This is a genomic window from Acinetobacter sp. SM1B (assembly GCF_003289665.1).
Lineage (GTDB): Bacteria > Pseudomonadota > Gammaproteobacteria > Pseudomonadales > Moraxellaceae > Acinetobacter > Acinetobacter schindleri.
Genome location: NZ_QMBM01000001.1, coordinates 498,959 through 521,720, shown reverse-complemented (window position 1 = coordinate 521,720; position 22,762 = coordinate 498,959). Strand labels below are relative to the sequence as shown.

Here is a 22,762-nt window from a genome sequence, read left to right as displayed (position 1 = left end):
ATCTAGAACGTCGACCAGCCACTCCATTCCATAAAACGGTATAGCCAGTATTTAAAGAACGAATCTTCTGCATATTGCGTATAGTCCACGCTCATGGCACGACCATTCAGATTTGACCATGCACCGTCAAAATATTGCTGGGCATCCTTGAACACTTCGGCCTGAGGCTGACCTAGCACACGCATATTGGTTTCCAGATTATAGTTTTTCAGATTCCGTACGGTAAAATTAGCCGAGCCTAAAATCATTTCAGCTTGCTGAGCATTGCGCTTCATCAGTATTTTACTATGACATTGCTCTCCTTGAGTACGGCACCAGCGTACATCAATACCTGCTTTATGCAGTTCCCAAGCCACTTGCCGGTTTGGAATTCCGTTTTTCTCACGGCCAAAAGCATCTTTATTTGGATCGAGTAAAACCCGGACTTTGACACCACGCTCATGTGCCGCGATCAGGCTTTTAATAATTTTGCGCTCAGACAGATAAAACATCGCCAGATCAATCTGCTCATTGGTTTTGGCGGTCTGAATGAGATTCAAAATCGCATCATAAATAGCTTTTTCAGTCAGCACCTGAACTTGTGGCTGGCTGCTGTCTGCCTGAAAATCCCCGGCGACAATGGCAGGCATATTGGCTTGGGACATCATGCCGACAGATTGCTCTGTTTTCAGGATATCCACAGCGGTGCTACCCCAGACCAATAAACCGATATTGGAATGGCGTGAACTGCCATCATGCGGATTCATGGACGTGACCAGTGCTTTCCAGCCCTGATCGGTATCTACCACCATGGTTTTACGATGATTGGCTTTAAAGTTAAACAGCTCAAAATAACTGCGCAGGGTAATTTTTTCTGTTCCAAATGGGTTCGGCAACCAGCCCTTTTCCGGATTATTGCCAATGCCCTGGCAACAGATATACCAGAAACCGGACCAGCTTGGATTGGAAGCCCGCAATGGCGTCAGATTGGTTTCAATCACATCCACACCGTGCTGACGTAATTCCCGATACTGCTCGGATCGAATGCCACCATAGACCGAATTAATCGGATCAGTAATAAACTTGATCTCCACCTCAGGCTGCAGCAGACGCTTACTGATTAAAGCATCACTCAGCTGTTGACTCAGTGCCTGATGCTGCTGCGTAGATGCACCGGTTTGCTGATTAAATAAAAACATATCCAGCACAATCAGCGATTTGGCTTCTTCAATCATTTTCAGTATTTCATTAAAAATGCGATGATCCAGATGCTGTTTTCCTTCGGCATCCAGATAAGTCTGATCGGCCAGAAACTTGACTTCGGCATGGCGAAGCTTGCCTGTGTAATTCAGACCTTCCGGCAACGGCTTATACGTGTGGTAGATCGCCGAAGCTAGATAACCCACAGCCAGCATACTAATGATCAAAGCCGCATAACGGCGATTCGACCAGTTCAATTTATTGTGAATTCGTTGAAAGATACGCATAAGAAAAAACCTAACCCAATAGGCTCAGGCTAGGTTTAATCTTATGATTTTTCAAGTAGATTTCAGTGAGATCTAGATGATTTGGTCGATTATTTTCGTAGACCTGTTAGAAATCATACTGCACGCCGACAGTAAAGTTGCGACCGACTTGCGGAATATTGGACAGGAATGAGGTATGTGAATAGACCTGATCATCCAGCAGGTTATTGGCTTTGAAATACACGCGATAAGCATTTTTATCGGCAATCGTATTGGCATAGCTTAGGCCAAGATTGACCATATTGTAGCCCTGAGTTTCATCTTCATAACTGGCAATTTTGTCCTGGTTAAAGACATGATAATACTCAGCCAAACCTGACCAGCCATCGGCAAAGTCTGCTTCGACTTTTGTTCCTAGACGGCCTGCCGGTACACGTGGTGCATTCTCAGCTTCAATCTTGCCACGCACATAGTCACCAAAGACACTGAGCTTATACATGTCATTGATCTGATAACCGGCTTGTGCTTCTGTACCATAGAATCTGGCTTTGTCTTGGGTATAGTGCACGCCACGTAGATTACCATTCTGCGCTACTGTTTCGCCGTAAATATAATCATCAAACCAGTTATGATAGACATGCACATGGTAATCCAGTTTATCCCCTTCATAATGCAGACCTAATTCGAGATTATTTGAAGTTTCTTTATCGAGATCAGGATTACCGAATTCGTAGGTATTGGTCGCAAAATGCAAGCCATCAGCATAGAGCTCCTGAGCTAAAGGTAAACGCTGTTGGTGTGAACCTACGATTGATAATTTATAGTTCGGAGCAAACTCCCAATTTGCTGCTGCTGAAGCAGATACGCCTGTTCCAGAATAATCTTTCTGTTCTGAATCTACTTTCACTTTTTGATGATCGACACGCGCACCAAGTTCAACATGCACATCGCCAAGTTGTTTATGTTCCAAAGCAAATAAGCTGTATTTTTGAGTTCTTGTGTCCGGCATTACCACACCTGAACCATGAACATGATGTTCTTCATCATCTTCATCGCCATCTTCATGATGGTCATGCTCTGAAGCGGCAAGATTAATTTTTTGCTGGCTATATTGAGTACCAATGACCCCTTCCCAACCCGCAACTGGAACGTGTACCAGTTCTAAACGTGCATCATAGCCTTTACTTTTAAAATTACTGATGACTTCATTTTCTTCCAGTTCATCATGTTCATAATCAGTGAAGCTGGCATGGGCACGCAACTTGTCAAAACCGGCAAATGGGTTATTTAACTCAGTGCGCATATCATAACGATGTGATTCCAGATCAACCCATGGACCACCATGTGCGTGTTCTTCTTCAACTGCATTTGGATCCGGTTGTGGTGCTGGGCCATGTCCGCCACAATGCAATTCATTACCATGTGGATGACAGTCATGATATTCATGACTATGCCCTGGCAAACCATATTGGTCTTGGCGGTTACTATAAGATAGACCAACAAAACCACGATCATGAATCCATGATCCGCCAATATTGACTGTTTGTCCTTCTGCAAAGGTATTATCTACACGGCGGGCTTTTTCACGATGAATTTCTTCAATTTCATTTCCATTTTCATCTTCTTCATGATGAGAATGTTCTGTGAAATAACCTGCATGAGCAATATAGTTATTAGCTTTACGTTTTGAACCTTCTACACGTAGAGCAAAGTTTTCACCAATACCTGCTGTCACACCAGCACTTGCCAGTTTTTCGTCACTACCTGAGTTATAGCGCAGGCCGACTGCACCTTCCAGACCATCTTCAGGCATCTGGGTCGGAATTTTTTGATCGGTGACATTCACCAACCCACCGACTGTACCGGCACCGTAAAGTAATGTAGATGGCCCCCGAATCACTTCGACCTGTTTCGCCAGAATCGGATCAACGGTGACAGCATGATCCGGAGACAAGGTTGAAACATCGGCTGTTTCTGAAGCATGTTGTAAGACTTTGACACGTGGGCCATCCTGACCTCGGATCACAGGACGGCTGGCACCTGTACCAAACTGATTCGAATATACCCCCAGCTCATCTGCCAAGGCATCACCAATGGTGGTTGCACGTTCAGATAGTGCTTTCTGATCCACCACATGATCCACAACCGCAAAATCTGCTGCGGTTTGTACTAATGGATGGGCCTGAACCTGGATGGTTTCCAGCGTTTGTACCGTTACCGCCGATTGTTCTTGTTGTGCGAATGCAGATGGTGTAATAACCGCAAAAATAGAGAGTGTTATTAAATTCTTATGAAAAGACATGACCCAAGCTCAAAATAACTAAAATAGAATAATGTTATAATATAACATTTCATTATTTTTGCAATCGTTTACGATAACCAGTGATATATTTTATTAGAATGCTCTTTGAATATTTTTTATTACATTAAAACATTATTTTTATGCCCTTTACCTTATCCCATGCTGTGCTTGCCCCACCTATTTCACGTTTAAGCGGTAATCGGCTACCGATTGCTGCGTTGGCGATTGGCTGTATGGTGCCCGATTTACATCGACTCTTTACTTCGAGCAATTCAAATATCACGCATTTATGGTCTTCGCTGATTCATCCAGACCTCTGGATTGGGCTGGCTTTCTGTAGCATCTGGTATCTGGTTTACCGGCCCGTAATTTACCGTTTCATCGGCATTCAGCATGATTTAAATATTTACAGCATCCTTTCAGCTTTAAGATTCATCTTGGAGATGTGTCTAGCACTGATCATCGGCACAGCCACTCATTTAATCTGGGATGGTCTGACCCACGTCGATTTTCGGACTTTTGCCTTCCATGAAGTTTTAGCACAACAGTTTCAGTTGTTTGGACAAAGTTATCCGCTGCACCGGATTTTACAGATTGGCACGTCCGTGATTGTTTTGCCGTTTATGCTGTGGATGAGTGTGCACTACTATAAAAAGCATCGCCAATATCTCGCAGTCAGTCTGAAAATCAAATCATTTGCCGGAGGCTTATTTTTCTTTTCTATATTAACCGCTCTGTTTTCAGTCTGGGATTATGCCCGCTATATCCCTACAGACGTCTGGCAATCGGATCTGTACTATTTTACTGGACGATCTATTAATGAATTTAGTCAGGGCTTCCTAATCACATTCAGCCTAGGCTGTTTACTGTTTTTATTTTTGGACAGAGGTCGCAGGATGGGTTAGATAAAGCGCTGGCTTTTCGTCTATTCACTTTAAAATGATATTGTTTTTAACCCAAGTTCTTGTGACTACATGCCCAAAGAGGCATAATCCTACCTTTACGAAAAGCGGTACGCTGTTTACGTATTCGCTGACCTTAAACCATATAGTTGGATTTTTAACGCTATGATGCGAACTCATTACTGCGGTTCATTAACCGAAGCTCAAATTGACCAAACCGTAACATTATGCGGTTGGGTTCACCGTCGCCGTGACCACGGTGGTGTAATCTTCCTTGACATGCGTGACCGTGACGGTCTTGTTCAAGTGGTTATTGACCCAGATACTCCTGAAGCATTCGCAACTGCCGATAAATCACGTTCAGAATTTGTATTAAAAATTACAGGCCGCGTACGTCGTCGTTATGCAGGGACTGAAAACGCAAATATCACCAGCGGTCAAATCGAAGTTCTTGGTAAAGAAATTGAAGTTCTTGCTGCGTCAGAAACTCCGCCATTCCCATTGAATGACGAAAATACCAACATTTCTGAAGAAGTACGTTTAAAGTACCGTTTTTTGGACATCCGTCGTCCAGAAATGCTGGATCGCCTACGTTTCCGTTCTAAGTTGACCAACCTGATTCGTAACTACTTCGAAGACAATGGTTTTCTTGACGTTGAAACTCCGATTCTCACCCGTGCTACGCCTGAAGGTGCACGTGACTATCTAGTACCAAGTCGTGTTTCTAACGGTAGCTTCTATGCGCTTCCACAATCTCCACAGCTGTTCAAACAGTTGTTGATGGTGGGCGGTATCGATCGTTATTACCAAATCGCAAAATGTTTCCGTGATGAAGACTTGCGTGCTGACCGTCAGCCAGAATTCACCCAGATCGACGTTGAAACATCGTTCATGAGTGACGATGACATTATGGATTTGATGGAAACATTGACGATCAAGATGTTCAAAGAACTTCTAGACGTTCAATTCGACAAATTCCCACGTATGACCTACGCAGATGCAATGCGTGACTATGCATCTGATAAGCCAGACTTACGTATTCCTTTGAAACTGGTTGACGTTGCAGACCTCATGCAAGACGTTGAGTTCAAAGTATTTGCAGATCCTGCAAAAGATCCTAAAGGTCGTATTGTAGCGTTACGTGTTCCTGGTGCAGGTTCACTACCACGTAGTGCGATTGACGAATACACTAAATTCGTAGGCATCTACGGTGCTAAAGGCTTGGCTTATATTAAAGTCAATGAACTTGAGAAAGGCATCGAAGGTCTTCAATCACCAATCGTTAAATTCATCGAACCAATCGTACTTGACCTACTCAAACGCGTTGGTGCTGAAAACGGTGACATCGTATTCTTTGGTGCTGACAAAGCGAAGATCGTAAATGATGCGATGGGTGCACTTCGTGTGAAAATCGGTCATGACTTGAATCTTGCAACGTGCGAGTGGGCTCCACTTTGGGTCGTTGACTTCCCAATGTTCGAAGAAACTGATGATGGCAAATGGACTTCTGTTCACCACCCATTCACACTACCAAAATCAAGTGTTGAAGAAGTAAAGAGCAATCCAGGCGCGGCACTATCAGTTGCATACGATATGGTATTGAATGGTACTGAAATTGGTGGTGGTTCACTTCGTATCTATACACTAGAAATGCAAAAAGCAATTTTTGAAGCTTTAGGTATCGGCGAAGAAGAAGCGGAAGAAAAATTCAGCTTCTTATTGAACGCATTACGTTATGGTGCGCCTCCACATGGTGGTTTGGCTTTTGGTCTTGACCGTTTGATCATGTTGATGACTGGTGCATCTTCAATTCGTGATGTGATCGCATTCCCTAAAACGAAGACTGCTGAATGTCCATTGACTCAAGCTCCAGCTCCTGTTGAAGCAAATCAATTGCGTGACTTAGGCATTCGTTTACGTGAAAAGCCGAAAACTGAAGAAAAATAATCTGTAGTTTTATGGATTAAATAAAAACCCTGTCTTGTACAGGGTTTTTTTATGGCTATAAGATCTCCTCCTTTTGGAGAGCGTTGGTACGATAATTTATACTTTGAGAATATCTATGCTAGTGGCATAATGAACTGCTTTTTATTGAGAGGTCATTGTTATGGCAATGCGTCCTGATGTACGTCGACATGCAATTGTGATTATTGTGTTTTCTTTGGCACAATGGTTTTTTATGCGCTATATCTTAGCAAATGAACTTTTCAATATGACGACCAATGAACGCATTTTATATTTTTGCGTTAGTAGCTTAGCAGGTGCACTTCTCATCTTTGTCGCCCTCATTTATATGGTGCTCAAAGGCAACGCGAATAAACAAGATTAATCGCAATGTCGTTTTATACCACTTTACTCCGTATTCTACCTTTAGCATTTTTGCGCAGTATTGCAAAAGTGGCGGCTTACTTTATTAATCAAAACCCAGATAAAAGTATGCTTTGGAAAACACGGGTAAATCTAAGTCTTGCTTATCCAGATATTCCTGAGAGTGAGCGTGAAAAGCTTGCTAAAGAAAGCGTAACGAAGCAATGTTTAAGTTATATCGAATCTGGGAAATGCTGGGCAATGCCTCCCGAATGGAGCATTCAGCAAATTCGTACTGTACATAATTTAGAAGTATTAACAAATGCTTTAAGTGATCCGCGTGGTGCTTTGATTATTACTCCGCATTTGGGTACATGGGAAATGATGAATGCATGGGTACATCAATATGGTATTCCCACCATTATGTATAAACCCATGAAAGACTCAGGATTTAATGCTTTTGCTTTACATGCTCGCCAACGGTTAAACGCGACACTAGTTCCAACTGATGCCAACGGTGTTAAAGCATTATTCAAAAACCTCAAACAAGGTGGTTTCAGTGTAATTCTGCCAGATCATGTCCCTCAACCCTCTGGTGGTGTCGTGGTTCCTTTTTTTGGAGTTCCCTGCTTAACCAGTACTTTAGCCAGCAAAATGGCACAAAAAACTCAATGCCGCTTAGTGGGATTAAGTTGTTTCCGTAGAGAGGATGGTGAAGGTTTTGAGGTCTACTGTGATGATCTCAATGATCCTGAACTCTATGATCGAGATATAGAAGTTGCAACAACTGCATTAAATAAAGCGGTAGAGCAAATGATCAACCGCTTCCCAACTGAATACATGTGGGGGTATAAAAGATTTAGAGGTGATTATCAAAAAGATTACTATAGATAAAAACTAACAAAATATTTATGAAACTTTTTTGATTAAAAAATTTTATTTAATCCAACAGATCAGAAAAACTTAATTGTATATCAATACCTAATTGCTTAGTTCTAGCATTCACAACATCATGTCTGTTTGCAATTTTTTTCGTGCTCTTAGACAATAATGGATATTTTTTATACCATTGTTCAAACCGACTTCTTTCTTTATATTTTTTCAACCAACGCATATCACGGCTTGCCTGCAATTGCTCAATAATAGGTTCGTAAGCATCACCATATGTACGACGAGATGTATCAAAAATAAAAGTATAGTTAGGAGGTAGCTTATTCAAAGTTACTTTCTTATTTTCAACCCATTCATCAACTAATTCTTGCAATACAATTTGATCCCATACTTCTGGTTGCTGCAACTGTCTACGCTCCCATTCATCCATCAACAAATGTGCATTTGGGGTATCATTAATAAAAATTGTACTACTAATCAAACGCGTACCGTTAATATAGTGAACAGCAATATCTTCTACAATTGTTTCAAAAAATGGACGAATATCTTGAAGAATAATCGCATCAGCATCAACAAATAGAATTTTACCCGTTAACTCTCTTCTCATTTTTGCGATGAACTTTGGTTTAAATGCAATAATTTTCTGCCAATCATCTTTAGAAACTTGATGAAAGTAAACATTAATATCGAATTTTTTTGCTGAGCATGTCAGAATTTGTGCATGTTTAGTATACAACTTATCATCTGTATGGAAACCGAAAATTGTTAACATAGCAAACCTAGAATCTATTATTTAAATACATTATACTTATTTTAATTTTTATGAATAGCAACACAACTGAAAATTTACAGACTTTAACTACTTTTGACTTTTAACATATTACCTACAAGTAAAAAATTAAAAATACTAAAAGCAAAAAATAATTTTCTAGTAAAATTACATTTCTATATTTACAATACAAAAATTACAAATATTTTAGTCTTTCAATCAGCAATGGTACATTTCTCACCTACAAATGATAGATTGATATTTACATATAACGAGGGCTCAACGTGAATATGAACGATGATGTAATAAAAGTTTTTGTTGGTTGTGATCCAAATAACTGTGATTTAGAACAAATGATGGTGCTTGATTATAGCATCCGTAAAAATACACAGCATCCAGTAGAAATTACATGGATGCAGTTGAGCCATGACCCTGCTAGTCCGTGGTATAGCAATCAAGAAACGCATGAAGGATGGCATACTGAGAAATGGGCAACCCCATTTTCTGGTTTCCGTTGGGCAATTCCAGAATCATCCAACTTTGAAGGGCGTTCAATCTATATGGATGCTGATGTCATCGTTTTATGTGATATCGCAGAGTTATGGTCGCATCCGATGAAAGATGATGCAATCGTCATCGCCAAAGGTGGCAAAAGTTCAGCTCGTTTATGTACTTGTGTTTGGGATTGTGAAAAAGCTAAACAATATTTACCTTCACTTAAAACGTTGCAATCTGATCCAGATGGTCACAAGAAGTTAATGCAACTAATCAAAGACCAACCACATCTAGTCCAAAACTACAATAGTTCATACAACTGTATTGATGGTGAAGGCTTAAAAATAGAAGATATCAAGATTCTTCATTACTCCGACATGGGTACTCAGTTTAGCCATAAATACTCGTTACCGCGCCTAGAAAAAAACAATCAAAAACATTGGTTTGATGGAAAAATCATGCCTCATCCAAGACAAGACTTAGTTGAGTTATTTGATCAATATTATCAAGAAGCGTTGGATAATGGTTATAAACCTGAAGACTATTTAGTAAAAGCTTATGGAACATTTCAAAAAGCAACTCAGATTAATTACAAAGGCAATAAAGTCACGCGCCCTCAACAAGATAGGAATTGGTTAAGTCGTTCTATTTCAAATTTAAAATCTAAACTAATAAAAAAAGGTTTTTCATTAGATTAGTAATGAATAAATAATCAAGATGAGAAGGTTTTTATCAGATTTCCCTACTAGATTAATACTCTAGCATTAGAAATTTCATCTTTTTTAATAGAACAAACGTATTTCACGTTTGAATTTATATTCATGCGATTTTGAATAGAATGTAAATCCAAAAATATCTTAATTTTTAATGCGGTTACTTAATGAATTATTTTTTCTCACACCATATCTTACGAAATATTTATAAATTTATTTATAAAACTTTCATGCCAAAAACTTATAAGCATAACCGTCGTTTTTGGCCACTTTATCAATCAGAAAGAAGCCCAGATGGTCAATTGAAAAGAATATATTTCAATAAAATACTTATTTCTGATAACACTTACATTACTCCAAGCAATAACAAAAAATGTATGCTAATTGCTACGGGTCCTTCTATAAAAACACTTGATCCTAATATATTCAAAAAAAAAGATATTGATTATATTGGTGTAAATGGCGCTATTTCCATGCAGGAAGTTAAATTCTCAAGATATATTATTATTGATCACAACTTTATTGAATCTAGATTTGATTTAGTAAAAAAAGTATTAGACTCAAATTGTATCTTTTTCACCACCCCTCGTTGTCTTGATGCTATTTTAAGAAAGATTGCGTTCGAGAATATTTTATGTCAAATAAAATTAATTGAAACTATTAAAGAAAATACTATTGAAGCATTTCTGCAAAAAGAAACTAAAATTAATAAAAATATGAGCTATTATTATTTTCACAACAATTTCGGCTTCTCAAAGGAAATATTTTATGGCGTATTTGACTATTACACAGTAGCATATGTTTCGTTACAAATTATTTACAAGCTAAATTACAAACATATATATATTGCAGGACTTGATATGAGTAACTTCAATAAACCTAGATTTTATGAAACAAAAGAAAATAAGCAAACTACTTTGTTAGACATACATACACCTACAGTTATAAAAGCTTTCGACACAGCTGCTTTATTTTTAAAAAAAAATGAAGTTAATGTTTTTAATTTATCTAAAAATAGTGCAGTCGAATCATTTGAAAAAATTGATTCAAATCAACTTTAAAGATATTCCTCCTATTAGCAATTTTTAGATATCAATAAACGAGTCGTTAAAATACATTTTCTTACAGTAATAACGACTTAATATTCCCCTTTCTTTTCCTGCCAGTTTGATCAGCTTAGGCTTTTCAACTGGCGGATAATTGAGGGCAAGATCAATCAACACTTTTTCTTTCATCCATTTATTTTTTACTTGATAGAAAAAAGCATTCCGATCACAGTTAATCAAGGTCATACTCGGTAAAGTGGTACGCATAATTTTTTGGCAGGCAACATAAGCAACCAAATATTCTAAACGGCCTATCTCTTGAAAATAGTCCTGATAATTTTCGTTATTTTCTTTAATCTGCTGAATATAAACCTTTGGTGTTAATTCTATAGCTTTAAATAACTCCTCAAACCAAGACTTAAAAAACATATTTTTGGCAGAACTTGCCAATAACCAATTCTCTAAAACAGGAAAGTCTGGGCAAGTAGTATTTTTCTTTCGATAGTAGGCAAAACTGTTCGTTTGATGTTGAGCAACTAACTTTTCAATCCAATCTAGATTTTCATAAACAATTGTACTGGCATCTAACCATATCCCACCGTGTTGATAAATTAATTCAAATCGAATGAGATCAGCTTTCTGTTGTGGTGTCGCATGCTTTAAACGACCATAATCAATATCACAAAACTCTTTGACATTATTAGGTGTTAGAAAGTTTACAACATAGTTTGGATTGTTCTTTTTTATATTATCAACGCACTTCTGCACAAACTCAGGGAGTGAGCCTTCCCAATACATCCAGATAATTTTGGGAATAACCGCATTTTGCTGACCAGGATTGAGAACGATCAGGTCCGCGTAGTTATCTATTGACTCATTGATTTCTCTTTTTTGGTTTGAATACATTGTATAAAATTTCAAAAGATAGAAGAGCTTCTTAAAAAACTTCATAAAATGTACTCAACAAAATAGAGAAAATTATTTATTACAGTCCATAACTAGGACTCAAGACATTAAATGTTTAATTGCATAAAAGCGATCACGCCACATACGCTTCTGCTTCTTAAATCCATGAGAAGCACTTCGATTCTCAAGTTGCTTCCGTTTGATACCTTGAGCAGCAACAGTACCTAAAATATCACTATCCAGACCTGCTGGCCTCACAAATGGCGGCCACACTCCCAAACCTTTACCATTTTGACTTAACCAAGATTGGAAGAAAATATCCACTGGCATATTAATGCTTTTCCCTGCTTCTAAAAATGCTTGTGCACCTTGGCGTGACCAAATTAGACCTAAACCTCGGATGGGGAAATAAAATGCATGCCATAAACTCATGGAATTTAGTTGCGTAATATCTTTAGCAAACTTTTTCTTTTTCGCTGCGATATTCACTAAATACCAATCAAGCTCTTGATGTTGGTCTAAGTATTCAAGTGTTGCTTGTAGCTGTTGATGAAAATTATCATCAATTTTCATGTCATCTTCGAGCACCACAAGATAATCAGCATCGATGGTTAAGAATTTTTCAGCACAACCATAATGACTTAAGTAACAGCCAAGCTCAGAGTTCATCAAACTACGACCCAATAAGTCTTGTGCACCTTGGTCATCGTATTGACTAAACTCAGTCAATGCTTTGCCACGGCCATCAAATGCAGAGAAACGTTCAAACGGCCAATTCACCGCATTAAGCTGCGTCGTCGCCTGTTCTAGACGTTGATCACTACCATCTAGATTAATTAAATAAGTAACAAATTTCATAATTTACTCTTGGTCTAGAAGTGACTGCGGTAAGTAGCCCATAAATTTTTCATTCATAGCAGTGATCACTTGCTGTCTTTGCTTAGGTGCAAACTGATCCAAACTTTGCACACAACCATACGGAATATCAGGTTGCTTGAGGGCTTGCTTGAATGCTTCAATACCATCTGCATTTTTTAAATACACAATCTGAACATCAGGCAGTAACGTTGCTTGCTGATTTTGGATACACAGATGATTACTTAAACCCACAGGCAGTAATTGATAAAAACTGCGGAAGCGTGGTGATATTTGCTCAATCAGAAGCTCAGGATTCGCTTTAAAAAACGTAGCAATCTCTTGCTTCACAAGCACATGCGGTCGATGGTGGATTTCAAAGTAACGATCAAGCCCAAGCACATCCGCACTCAGCATTTGCGCCATTGTATATTTGGCTTTAGGCGTTTTCTTCAACTGACGATTTAACCAATCTCGCCATTTGAACTTCATCTTCAAGCTTTTACTTGATTGCCAATGACCGTAAATTTTGACTTTACTATCTTCGACAAAATCTTCAGCCACTGATGGCGCATTAAAAAAAAAGTCATCATTCAAATAAAGGAAATACGGTGAAATATCAGGAATATTCCACAACATCATTTCAATAGATAATGAATTAAATGTTGGTAAATACTGCTGATAGCTAGCAAATAAAACTTGATGATCAATGATTTTGATCTGATCTTTAGCAGCTAACCCTTGTTGCTCAAACTCATCTAACCACGTGGGTTTTTGCTGATCCGTCACTACATAAATATGTCGCACATAAGGCACATATTTTAAAATAGAGGCAATGTTGTAATAAATTTCATTATTACTAGCATAGCGCGTCGCTTCAGTCTGTGCTTTCGTTTGACCGAGGTAACGTTGACGTTTTTTCTGAAGCTCAGCATCATTGCCATCGACCCATGCAATGACAATATCTAAGGGCTGCTGCATATTCAATTTAATACTCACCAAATACGCTTACTGCCAAGCATCCTTAATCCACTGCGATGGCAAAACATAACGGTACCACTTTCCACCACCACCATTGACTGCATCAGGTGGATTAATTTCACCATGAAACACAATAATTTTGGCGCCTTCAGGCTTCACTGGGTGCTTGAAATAAGCCATCGGAATTTTTTGCAGGCAATGATATTTATAACTCTTACACCAGCTTTCCGGCCAATAAGTCTGCTTGCCCTCTTTATCTACATACCAAGACAAATAAGCCTGCTCATTACGGAATTTTTGACGGATTTCATCAAAATTTTCACGGAAATACGGTAAAAGTCGCGGAAATGCACCCAGTTTAAAACGATACACCGAACTGTTGCCGGTAATCCGCCAAGGACGTTTCCAGTCATGGATAATCAGAAAATCACCCGGATAGCTAAAGAACTCATCGATGTTATCGACAATCACCACATCAAGATCGAGAAATAGCGCATTGCCCTCTAAACCATATAAATCCGGTTCAAAAGTAGACAGCTTATTCCAGCCACGTTCAGGCGCACCTTCAGGCAATGCCAAAGGTGGAATTGGGAAACATTGTACTTCAGGATTAATTCCTTCAGTACGATCCGTCAGACAGACCATTTTGAAATCGACTGTCGTATGTCGTTTAACCATGTTGTATAAACGATTGACATATTCAGAACCGTATTTGGTTCCCCATTTCATACAAATAACGATGTTACTCATTGCGTATGCCTAAGCTCATCTTAAAATCTTCTGGATACCGAATATGATGACATAAGTTCGGCAGAATAAGTATATCCCTTAAAAAAAACCTCTCAAATGAGAGGTTTTTTCAATCAGTAAATTATTACTTATTTCACGTAAGTTAACCAATGTGCATATTTAGGATCTTTACCCTGAACTGCATCAAAATAAGCTTTCTGGATTTGCGTCGTGATTGGACCACGGACACCTTCACCAATTTGACGGTCATCATATTCACGGATTGGTGTCACTTCCGCAGCAGTACCGGTAAAGAACACTTCATCGGCAATATAGAATTCATCACGGGTAATACGGCGTTCAACCACGTCATAACCCAGGTCTTTGGCAATGGTAATAATGGTTTGACGGGTAATACCATCCAGCGCACCACCGGCAATATCAGGGGTATGAATTACACCGTCAGTCACCAGGAATACGTTTTCGCCTGACCCCTGGCATACATAGCCTTGTGGATCGAGCAACATGGCTTCGTCATAACCCGAATGCGCGACTTCCTGATGCGCCAGAATCGACAGCGTGTAGTTACCAGACGCTTTGGCTTTACACATGGTCACGTTCGGATGATGATGGGTAAATGATGAAGTTTTCACGCGAATACCCTTCGCCATGGCTTCTTCACCCAAGTAAGCACCCCAGCTCCATGCCGCAACCACAGCATGAATCGTGTTATCAGTTGCAGCAATACCCAGTTTTTCAGAACCAATAAAAAGGATTGGACGTAAATAGCAAGATGCCAGTTTATTTTCACGCACCACATCAATTTGCGCTTGTTCTAATGTTGCATGATCAAATGGAACTTTCATTTGATAAATTTTTGCAGAATTCAACAAACGCTTGGTATGTTCTTTTAGACGGAAAATAGCCGTTCCATTCGGAGTTTCATAAGCTCGGACGCCTTCAAACACACCCATGCTGTAATGCAAAGTATGGGTTAATACGTGGGTTTTCGCCTCACGCCAGTCAACCAGTTGTCCATCTTGCCAAATAAAACCATCACGATCAGCCAAATTCATGCCACAAACTCCAATTTTTCACAATTATTCACTATCCAGCGCAAAGCTTGCACTTGGATCAATTAGTCTTTGCCATAACTTGCAAACGGTCATTCGGGTATCGTGCCAGTCGCTTGCAGACACTTGCATGGATTGATTTGCAAGGGCTAAGCGGTGGCTCTCGGCGCGTTCACTGAGATAAGCTTGAATCAGAGCAGTCGCATCGTCGCTGGATAAGCAACCTGATTTTGCGGTATCCTCAAGAATTCTTACATTGTCGGAGAAATGGGCGAGATCTTTATTCGTCCCACTCCAGGCCAACACCGCATACTGTGCCATAAATTCGATGTCTACGATACCACCTGTATCTTGTTTTAAATGAAAAATTCCATCTTTTTTCTGCGCTTTGGAGGAGCCCAGATGATCCTTCATTTTCTGACGCATTTTTAGTACTTCTGCCCGCACATAATTTTCATCACGAGGCTGAATCAAAATATTACGGCGTAAGATTTCAAATTTTTGTCTTAGGCTTAGCTCACCCGCAATTGGACGCGCGCGCACCAAGGCTTGATGCTCCCATAACCAGGCACTCTTAAGCTGATATTGTTCAAAGGCTTTCAGACTGGTGACCAAAAGGCCTGCTTCACCTGAAGGACGTAAACGGGTATCGACTTCATAGACCCGCCCATCCAGGGTTTGCGTGGTCATCAATGACATGAATTTTTGTGCCACGCGCATGGCAAACTCAAAACCACTAATCGGCTTGAGTCCATCCGTATCGGCCTGTTCTCCCATAAAATGAATAAACACTAAATCCAAGTCCGAGCCATAACCCAGTTCAATGCCACCGACCTTGCCATAACCAATGACCGCAAAGGCAGTATGCTCGATTGAACAGCGCTTGCCTTCGGCATCGAGGGGAAAACCATGCCTTTTGGCCACCATCTGATAGGCCAAATGCAGAGCTGCATTGACAGATACTTCGGCAATATCGGTTAAGGCATCAGAAACTTTCATCAAAGGACTTTCAGCCAGAACATCACTGGCTGCGACGGCCAAGACATTGGATTTTTTAAACAGGCGCAATACCCGCATCTGATCTTCAACCTGATCAATCTCAATACGGAGTAATTGCTGGCGTAAAGAATCTTCCAGATCCTGTCGTTTCGGTAACTCAAAATCCATCGACAGAAACTCATCCAGCAATACCGGATATTGTGAGAGTTCTTCACAAATCCAGGGACTCACCGTGGCCATTTTCACCAGTCGTTGCAGTGCGCCTTTACTTTCAATCAGCATGACCAGATAGACAGTACGGCGCATCACCGACTCAACCAAGGGCATGAGACGCAACAACGCCATTTGCGGCTTGGCAGACTCCAGAATCGCTTCAATCAGATAAGGCCAAAAGGTTTTTAAACGTTGAATCGCCTTGGCCGGTAGCTTTTTCAATGCATGACCATGCCAGAATTCATGAACCAGATTCTTGGCGGCATCATCCAGAACATCGTTGAGCTTCTTTTCCAGCTGGACAAAACTTTCGACCTGGGCTTCCGGTTCATTTTCCTTAATCAGATGCTCAAACTGATAAATGACTTTGGCTCGCTTCTGGTTCAGGACAGTCATAAAATCTGACCAGTCTGCAAAACCTAAGGTCTCTACCATTCGCTGACGTAAATCAGGCTCAGTCGGTAAAGATTGGGTTTGTTGATCGTTTAAGGCCTGAATCGCATGTTCCACCCGGCGCAGGAACAAATAGGCATCTTCCAGATCTTGGACTGCCTGTTCATCCAAGAGTTCGGCATCATCGAGATGGTTCAGATTGACCAGACATTGGCGATCCTGCAATTCAAGTTTGGCTCCACCATAAATCAGCTGAAAGACCTGCACGATAAATTCAACTTCGCGAATACCGCCAGCACCGAGCTTGATATCATCTTCAATATTACGCCGCTGGACTTCACGCTCGATCATGGTTTTCATTTCGCGCATGGCTTCAAAAGCGCTGTAATCGACGTACTTGCGAAATACAAATGGACGGGTCATCTCCAGCAGCTCATCGCCTTCCGGACTTGGATTGACAATACGCGCTTTAATCCAGGCATAACGCTCCCATTCACGCCCATGCTGGCTCAGATATTTTTCCAAGGCCGCGTGGCTAATGGCCAGCGCCGAACCATCGCCCCAGGGACGGAGGCGCATATCCACCCGGAATACAAAACCATCCGCCGTGATCTGATCCAGCAAATGAATCAGTTTCTGTCCCCACAGGATGCAAAACTGCTGCACATCAATACATTTGCGCCCATCGGTTTCACCCTGCTCATCGAAGGCAAAAATCAAGTCGATATCACTGGAAAGATTGAGTTCTTGGGCGCCGAGTTTGCCCATCGCGATGACAATCAGATCCTGGACTTTTCCGTTATAGCCAATCGGCTGGCCATACTTGGCAGCGACCGGAATACGGGCAAAATCTTTCGCCGCACAGATGCAGGCATCGGCAAAATCGGAGAGTTCTTGAGTGAGGGTAATAACATCGGTGAGTTGATTGGCATCCTGCCAGATCCAGCGAAACATCAGGCGAGCACGCAGAGTACGTAACGTACTCATCCATTGCTCTTCATCACTAATATTGGTAAGAGTATCTGTGACAGATTGCTTGATTTGTTCAGTACTTAAAGCATGCTGAAAATGGTCAACTGCATAGTCCTGCTGCAGCAAGGCAGCGTGTCTGGACAATACCTGCTCGGCATATTGGCTTGCCCTTAAAGTTTTCTGCAATTGTACGTCATTCATTTCCAGTCCTTGTCACCTGCAAGATTTTTTCTAGTTATAACAGGTGACTGGCAGCCCTGTGAATGCCTTGGACGGAAATTAATTTTTTTCTTTTAATGCACCTGCCGGTTCAGCAAGTGCCAGTGCCTGATGTTCATTGGTGGCTTTTGGCAACAATACACTAAAGGTCGTACCCTGACCTTCTTTAGAGTCCACATAAATTTGACCATGATTCAGATCGACAAATCGCTTACACAATACCAGACCAAGACCCGCGCCTTTTTCATTATCTGTGCCTTTCACACTTACTGTCAGATTTGGCTTAAACAGATTTTGCATCTGTTCTTCAGTCATGCCCAGACCGGTATCCTGCACGCTGATTCTGACCAGCTCGTCTTCAGCTTCAGCAGTCAAAATGACCTGACCCTGCTGATCGGTTGGGGTGAATTTCAGTGCATTGGAGACCAGGTTTTGCAGCACTGAAGTAATCATGTTGATATCCGCATTGACCTTCACTCCTTCAGGAATGCGGTCAATCAGGTCGATTTTTTTATTCAATGCTAAGCTTTTGAGTACATCGCAAACAATTTTGCTGGACTGTTTTAGCTCAAAGTTGATCGGATGGTAAACAAAACGTCCACCTTCAGCCATCGCCCAAGTCAGCAGGCTTTCCAGCAAGTTATAAGTTGACTTGGCATTTTCACAGAGATAATCGGCAATATTCTGAACACTTGAATCATCCAGTGTATGACGTTCTTCAGCCAATACTTCCGAGAATCCAAGTAAACCATGAAAGGGTGCACGCAGGTCATGAGCAATGATCTGGAAGAATTTCGTCTTACTAAAGTTCATGGCGCATTGCTGCTCGTACATTTCCTTCAGTTCATTATAGTCTTCATGCAAGCGAATCCGTCCGACCAGCCCATCGGCAAACTCCTGCACCAGACGAATATCTTCTTGATCAAAGCCCTCTTCTTCCTGATCAAAAAATACCACATGACCAATTGAATGGGTATCACTGGCTTTCAAATTAAAGGAGATCAGGCGCTTATGCTCTACGCCAAGACTACGAATATATTCTGACATTTCTGTATAGGCAGGATGCGTACGATCCAGACAGTTATCATTTTTAAGATAATTGAGCAAATTTAATTCGTGCGGGGTTTCGAACCCCCAAAATTCTGAAGCAGTGGAATACCAGATATAAGGTTCTTTATGAAAACCCAGTAAACATTTTTCAGTCTTGAGTAGCCGACGTGCGACTCGAGCAAATGTATTAATTAGGTTATTGGAAGTATTTACGCCCAAAATAAGAGACAGGCGGCATGAGCTTAGCTGTTCAGTATTTTGACCTATCTCCAGAAGGTTAAGCTTCATCTCTGCCTCTCATGGTTATGTTTATTTATTCGACCAATTTTACACAATCAATAACAAAGAATCTAAACAGTCTCAACAACATTTCCTAACATCTAGATTAATTGATTTCATTACATTTAACTACGTATACGTTCATTTTTTCTTTAAAAAATGTAAAACAAATTTGACATTAACCGTTATTTGTAAACCTATAAACAACCCTAATAATGTCACTAGAATGTCTATTTTTTCACCACCACTTGTAACATGCACCTAAACTAAATACTAGTGTCAAGCCTATAGATAATTAATTTAATTTCAAATAATAGCACTAAAATAAATTATTTAGATTAATATTGTTAAGAATTTCTTCACCAAACAATCTTTTACGAGTAAATATCCTATTTTTTGCTTCATAATGCTCAAATGATTAATCTTCTAACTAACCATGTAATTTAGTTAATTCTTTGATATGTCTAATTTTTGTTAATTAAGTACAATAAAACTGGCATAAAGTACCAATTTTTTTGTTAATGACTGAGATTTCCTTACTGTTAATTGTAAGCAGCCACTACAATTCTTATAAATTGTTTCTTTAAAAATTATGCTTGAGCTCATAATTCCAGCTCATGAATCTTATATAATTTTCTGTTTGGTAAAATACGGATATAAAAAAAGCGACCTTCTAGGATCGCCTTCTCTATCGACACGAAATCAATTATCTGAAATCAATGCTACTTGCTGTACATAGTTGAACAGTTTCAGCTTTGATGCTGTAACCTCTTCTTCAGGTGCCTGATTTTTTAGATCACGATGTACACGCAAATAATGCTGACGTAAGGTATGACGTTCTGTTGCATTATAGGTTTTGGTAAATTCGTTAATCGCCGGATCACCATCTTTGACAATACGGTCAACCCAACGCTGTAATTGTGCTGTCTTTTTCAAACCCTGTTTTGGGGTCAGATAGGACAGAATTACGGTTTCATTTTCGTTACGTAGTAATTTACCAATACGTGAGAATTGGCGACGACGTGCTTCATGTGAACTAATTTGCTGAACATCCAGCAAGGCTTCAATCAAACGCTCTTCAACAGGAAGGTTCTTGATTTGTTTCGCACTCAGTTCTGCCAACTGTGCGCCTAAAGCAGCCATACGCTGGACTGCTTTTTTCTGTTCGGTTTTACTTGCGCGTCCCTCTAAAGATTCGAAATCTTCTTCAGTTAAACTGCTCGGTCGACGTGCCACGATTAATCTGCCTCATAAAATTTTGCCGCAAACAGTGCCTGAATTTCAGATAAAGCTTTTTCTTCATCTGCTCCTTCAAGTACCAAGCGTAATGTTGTGCCTTTGCCCGCTCCTAGCATGAGCAAGGACATGATATTTTTTGCATCGACGAGCTTGTCACCCTTTCCAATCTGAATATTGGAACGAAATTTGGTGGTGACTTCAATGAGCTTACCCGATGCCCGCGCATGTAAACCCAATTTGTTAATTACGTCAACCGTCGTATCAATCATGACCAGTGCTTCATTTCTCGGTGGAGGACTTGAACAGACCATTTTGCCTCAAGCGCTTTTTTTAGTCTATCCACAATATAAACAGAACGATGCTGACCACCGGTACAACCCACAGAAACTGTGATGTAGTGACGGTGCCCTTCAGCAAAAGCCGGTAGCCATTTTTCCAAAAAGTGGTAAATGTCCTGGAACATGTCTTCTACCTGCTCACTCTTTTCTAAGAAAGTCTGTACAGGCTGATCCAGTCCGGAAAATTTACGTAGTTCCAGATCCCAGTGCGGGTTAGGCAGATGACGCACATCAAAGACATAATCGGCATCCAATGGAATACCATGCTTATAACCAAAGGACTGTAAAATCAGAATTAGGTTATCGGTCTGACCGAGCTTATGCAGTAAGGTATGCTTCAGGTCATGCACACTTTTGTCAGAAGTATCGATATGTACCGTCGAGCGCAACTGGATCGGAAGCAAAAGTAATTTTTCTTCCTGAATGCATTCATTCAGACTTTTAAAACGTGCAGCCAGCGGATGCGGACGGCGTGAAGCACTAAAACGTGCAATCAGCTCCTGATCCTGCGTAGTTAGATAAATAACATCGACTGTGCCATGTTGTTGCAGCTGTTCAAACACATGATCAAATTCTTGCAGATCCGCCCGGGTGCTACGAACATCCACTCCTAATGCCAACTGTTCCAGGTTATTTTCCTGATCCAGTTTCGCGACAATTTCAGGAAGCAGTGCCAGCGGCAGGTTATCGATACAGTAATAACCCAGGTCTTCCAGTACCTGCAAGGCAGATGACTTACCTGAACCAGATTGGCCTGTCACAATTAAGATGCGCTTCATGCACTGCTACCCTATTAATGACGTGCAGAATATTTTACCTGCAGATTGTCGATCAAACGTGTCTTACCTAATTTTGCTGCAATGAATAACACAAGATCCTGATTAAATTCATCAATCTTTTGCAATTCTGGCGTACGTGCCTCAATATAATCTACCACAAAACCAGCCTCAGTGAGGGTCTGGCGAATACCAGTCAACACAATATCTAATACTATACCTTCATGCAGCTGCTGTTCCGCTGCTTTTAAGCTGCGGTAGATCACTGGTGCAGTCTGGCGTTCTTGCTCGGTCAGATAACCGTTCCGTGAACTCAGTGCCAAACCATCTTCAGCGCGCGCTATCGGCACCCCAATCACTTCCAGTGGAATATTCAGGTCTTGCACAAACTGGCGAATCACTGCCAGTTGCTGATAATCTTTTTCACCAAAGAAAGCATAGTTTGGCTGAACCATGTTAAACAATTTTGTCACGACAACTGCTACGCCATCGAAATGCCCCGGACGCTGTAAACCACACAGGTCGTTAGTGATATCCGAAACACTGATATTGGTCAGACGCGGCTTGTTGCCATACATCTGTTCCACACTTGGAGCAAAGACGATGTCACAGCCTACTTCAGCCAATAACTGCTGATCCTGTTCCAAGGTACGTGGATAATTATCAAAATCTTCGTTTGGCCCAAACTGAATCGGATTCACGAAGATGCTGACCACGACTACATCACATAACTTGCGGGCTTCACGTACCAGATTTAAGTGACCTTGATGCAGATTCCCCATGGTGGGTACGAAGCCAATAATTTTACGTGCTGAACGAGCCGGATTTAATGAGGCCGCCAAACCCTGGATGGTAGTTTCTGTTTTCATG

Annotated in this window: 20 protein-coding genes; 6 read left to right on the top strand and 14 right to left on the bottom strand. The window is 40.6% G+C overall.

Annotation, left to right across the window (positions count from 1 at the left end):
• Nucleotides 1–2 precede the first annotated feature (2 nt).
• Complete coding sequence (locus C8322_RS02550; protein WP_111810353.1) at nucleotides 3–1,466, bottom strand: phospholipase D family protein; 1,464 nt, start codon at nucleotides 1,464–1,466, stop codon at nucleotides 3–5.
• A gap of 106 nt (nucleotides 1,467–1,572) precedes the next feature.
• Nucleotides 1,573–3,747 (bottom strand): zinc piracy TonB-dependent receptor ZnuD, encoded by a 2,175-nt coding sequence (gene znuD / locus C8322_RS02545; protein WP_111810352.1) that lies wholly within the window; start codon nucleotides 3,745–3,747, stop codon nucleotides 1,573–1,575.
• A gap of 140 nt (nucleotides 3,748–3,887) precedes the next feature.
• Here znuD and C8322_RS02540 point away from each other — a divergent pair, with 140 nt between their 5' ends.
• The 4 genes from C8322_RS02540 to C8322_RS02525 all read left to right on the top strand — a co-directional run bounded on the left by C8322_RS02540 (nucleotide 3,888) and on the right by C8322_RS02525 (nucleotide 7,850).
• Nucleotides 3,888–4,652 carry a DUF4184 family protein gene (locus C8322_RS02540; RefSeq protein WP_111810351.1) on the top strand — a complete coding sequence of 255 codons (765 nt, stop codon included), beginning with the start codon at nucleotides 3,888–3,890 and terminating at the stop codon, nucleotides 4,650–4,652.
• Nucleotides 4,653–4,814: 162 nt separating this feature from the next.
• A complete protein-coding gene (gene aspS / locus C8322_RS02535; RefSeq protein WP_111810350.1) occupies nucleotides 4,815–6,596 on the top strand; it encodes an aspartate--tRNA ligase in 1,782 nt (593 codons plus the stop codon).
• Between the two features lie 160 nt (nucleotides 6,597–6,756).
• Nucleotides 6,757–6,978 (top strand): hypothetical protein, encoded by a 222-nt coding sequence (locus tag C8322_RS02530; RefSeq protein ID WP_004908914.1) that lies wholly within the window; start codon nucleotides 6,757–6,759, stop codon nucleotides 6,976–6,978.
• A gap of 5 nt (nucleotides 6,979–6,983) precedes the next feature.
• Nucleotides 6,984–7,850: a lysophospholipid acyltransferase family protein gene (locus C8322_RS02525; protein WP_005402070.1), complete on the top strand. Its 867-nt coding sequence runs from the start codon at nucleotides 6,984–6,986 to the stop codon at nucleotides 7,848–7,850.
• Nucleotides 7,851–7,896: 46 nt separating this feature from the next.
• Here C8322_RS02525 and C8322_RS02520 read toward each other — a convergent pair whose 3' ends face one another.
• Nucleotides 7,897–8,619: a putative nucleotide-diphospho-sugar transferase gene (locus C8322_RS02520; protein WP_005402069.1), complete on the bottom strand. Its 723-nt coding sequence runs from the start codon at nucleotides 8,617–8,619 to the stop codon at nucleotides 7,897–7,899.
• A 287-nt stretch (nucleotides 8,620–8,906) separates the two neighbouring features.
• Here C8322_RS02520 and C8322_RS02515 point away from each other — a divergent pair, with 287 nt between their 5' ends.
• The gene (locus C8322_RS02515; RefSeq protein WP_008303447.1) at nucleotides 8,907–9,809 is read left to right on the top strand and encodes a hypothetical protein; all 903 of its coding nucleotides are present in this window, start codon (nucleotides 8,907–8,909) and stop codon (nucleotides 9,807–9,809) included.
• Nucleotides 9,810–9,991: 182 nt separating this feature from the next.
• A complete protein-coding gene (locus C8322_RS02510) occupies nucleotides 9,992–10,885 on the top strand; it encodes a hypothetical protein (protein WP_005402067.1) in 894 nt (297 codons plus the stop codon).
• Nucleotides 10,886–10,909: 24 nt separating this feature from the next.
• Here the strand turns inward: C8322_RS02510 and C8322_RS02505 are convergent, their stop codons facing one another.
• The 11 genes from C8322_RS02505 to panC all read right to left on the bottom strand — a co-directional run bounded on the left by C8322_RS02505 (nucleotide 10,910) and on the right by panC (nucleotide 22,761).
• A complete protein-coding gene (locus C8322_RS02505) occupies nucleotides 10,910–11,821 on the bottom strand; it encodes a glycosyltransferase family 32 protein (protein ID WP_005402066.1) in 912 nt (303 codons plus the stop codon).
• Between the two features lie 54 nt (nucleotides 11,822–11,875).
• Nucleotides 11,876–12,634: a glycosyltransferase family 25 protein gene (locus C8322_RS02500; RefSeq protein ID WP_111810349.1), complete on the bottom strand. Its 759-nt coding sequence runs from the start codon at nucleotides 12,632–12,634 to the stop codon at nucleotides 11,876–11,878.
• A 3-nt stretch (nucleotides 12,635–12,637) separates the two neighbouring features.
• A complete protein-coding gene (locus tag C8322_RS02495; RefSeq protein ID WP_111810741.1) occupies nucleotides 12,638–13,612 on the bottom strand; it encodes a Stealth CR1 domain-containing protein in 975 nt (324 codons plus the stop codon).
• 27 nt (nucleotides 13,613–13,639) lie between these two features.
• On the bottom strand, nucleotides 13,640–14,362 hold the full coding sequence (locus C8322_RS02490; RefSeq protein ID WP_111810348.1) for a glycosyltransferase: 723 nt from the start codon (nucleotides 14,360–14,362) through the stop codon (nucleotides 13,640–13,642).
• 128 nt (nucleotides 14,363–14,490) lie between these two features.
• Nucleotides 14,491–15,417, bottom strand: coding sequence for a branched-chain amino acid transaminase (locus tag C8322_RS02485; protein WP_111810347.1), 927 nt, complete (start codon nucleotides 15,415–15,417; stop codon nucleotides 14,491–14,493).
• Between the two features lie 24 nt (nucleotides 15,418–15,441).
• Entirely contained in the window at nucleotides 15,442–18,192 is a 2,751-nt protein-coding gene (gene glnE, locus C8322_RS02480) for a bifunctional [glutamate--ammonia ligase]-adenylyl-L-tyrosine phosphorylase/[glutamate--ammonia-ligase] adenylyltransferase (RefSeq protein WP_111810346.1), read from the bottom strand.
• Nucleotides 18,193–18,270: 78 nt separating this feature from the next.
• Nucleotides 18,271–19,548: a sensor histidine kinase gene (locus tag C8322_RS02475; protein WP_111810345.1), complete on the bottom strand. Its 1,278-nt coding sequence runs from the start codon at nucleotides 19,546–19,548 to the stop codon at nucleotides 18,271–18,273.
• Nucleotides 19,549–20,241: 693 nt separating this feature from the next.
• Nucleotides 20,242–20,775, bottom strand: a complete 534-nt coding sequence (gene yjgA / locus C8322_RS02470; RefSeq protein ID WP_004813080.1) for a ribosome biogenesis factor YjgA — start codon at nucleotides 20,773–20,775, stop codon at nucleotides 20,242–20,244.
• Nucleotides 20,776–20,777: 2 nt separating this feature from the next.
• Entirely contained in the window at nucleotides 20,778–21,047 is a 270-nt protein-coding gene (locus tag C8322_RS02465) for an HPr family phosphocarrier protein (RefSeq protein ID WP_008303424.1), read from the bottom strand.
• Entirely contained in the window at nucleotides 21,044–21,895 is an 852-nt protein-coding gene (gene rapZ / locus C8322_RS02460) for an RNase adapter RapZ (protein WP_008303422.1), read from the bottom strand. The genes C8322_RS02465 and rapZ overlap by 4 nt, the downstream gene beginning before the upstream one ends.
• Nucleotides 21,896–21,909: 14 nt before the next feature.
• Complete coding sequence (panC, locus tag C8322_RS02455) at nucleotides 21,910–22,761, bottom strand: pantoate--beta-alanine ligase (RefSeq protein ID WP_103800619.1); 852 nt, start codon at nucleotides 22,759–22,761, stop codon at nucleotides 21,910–21,912.
• Between the last annotated feature and the right edge of the window lies 1 nt (nucleotide 22,762).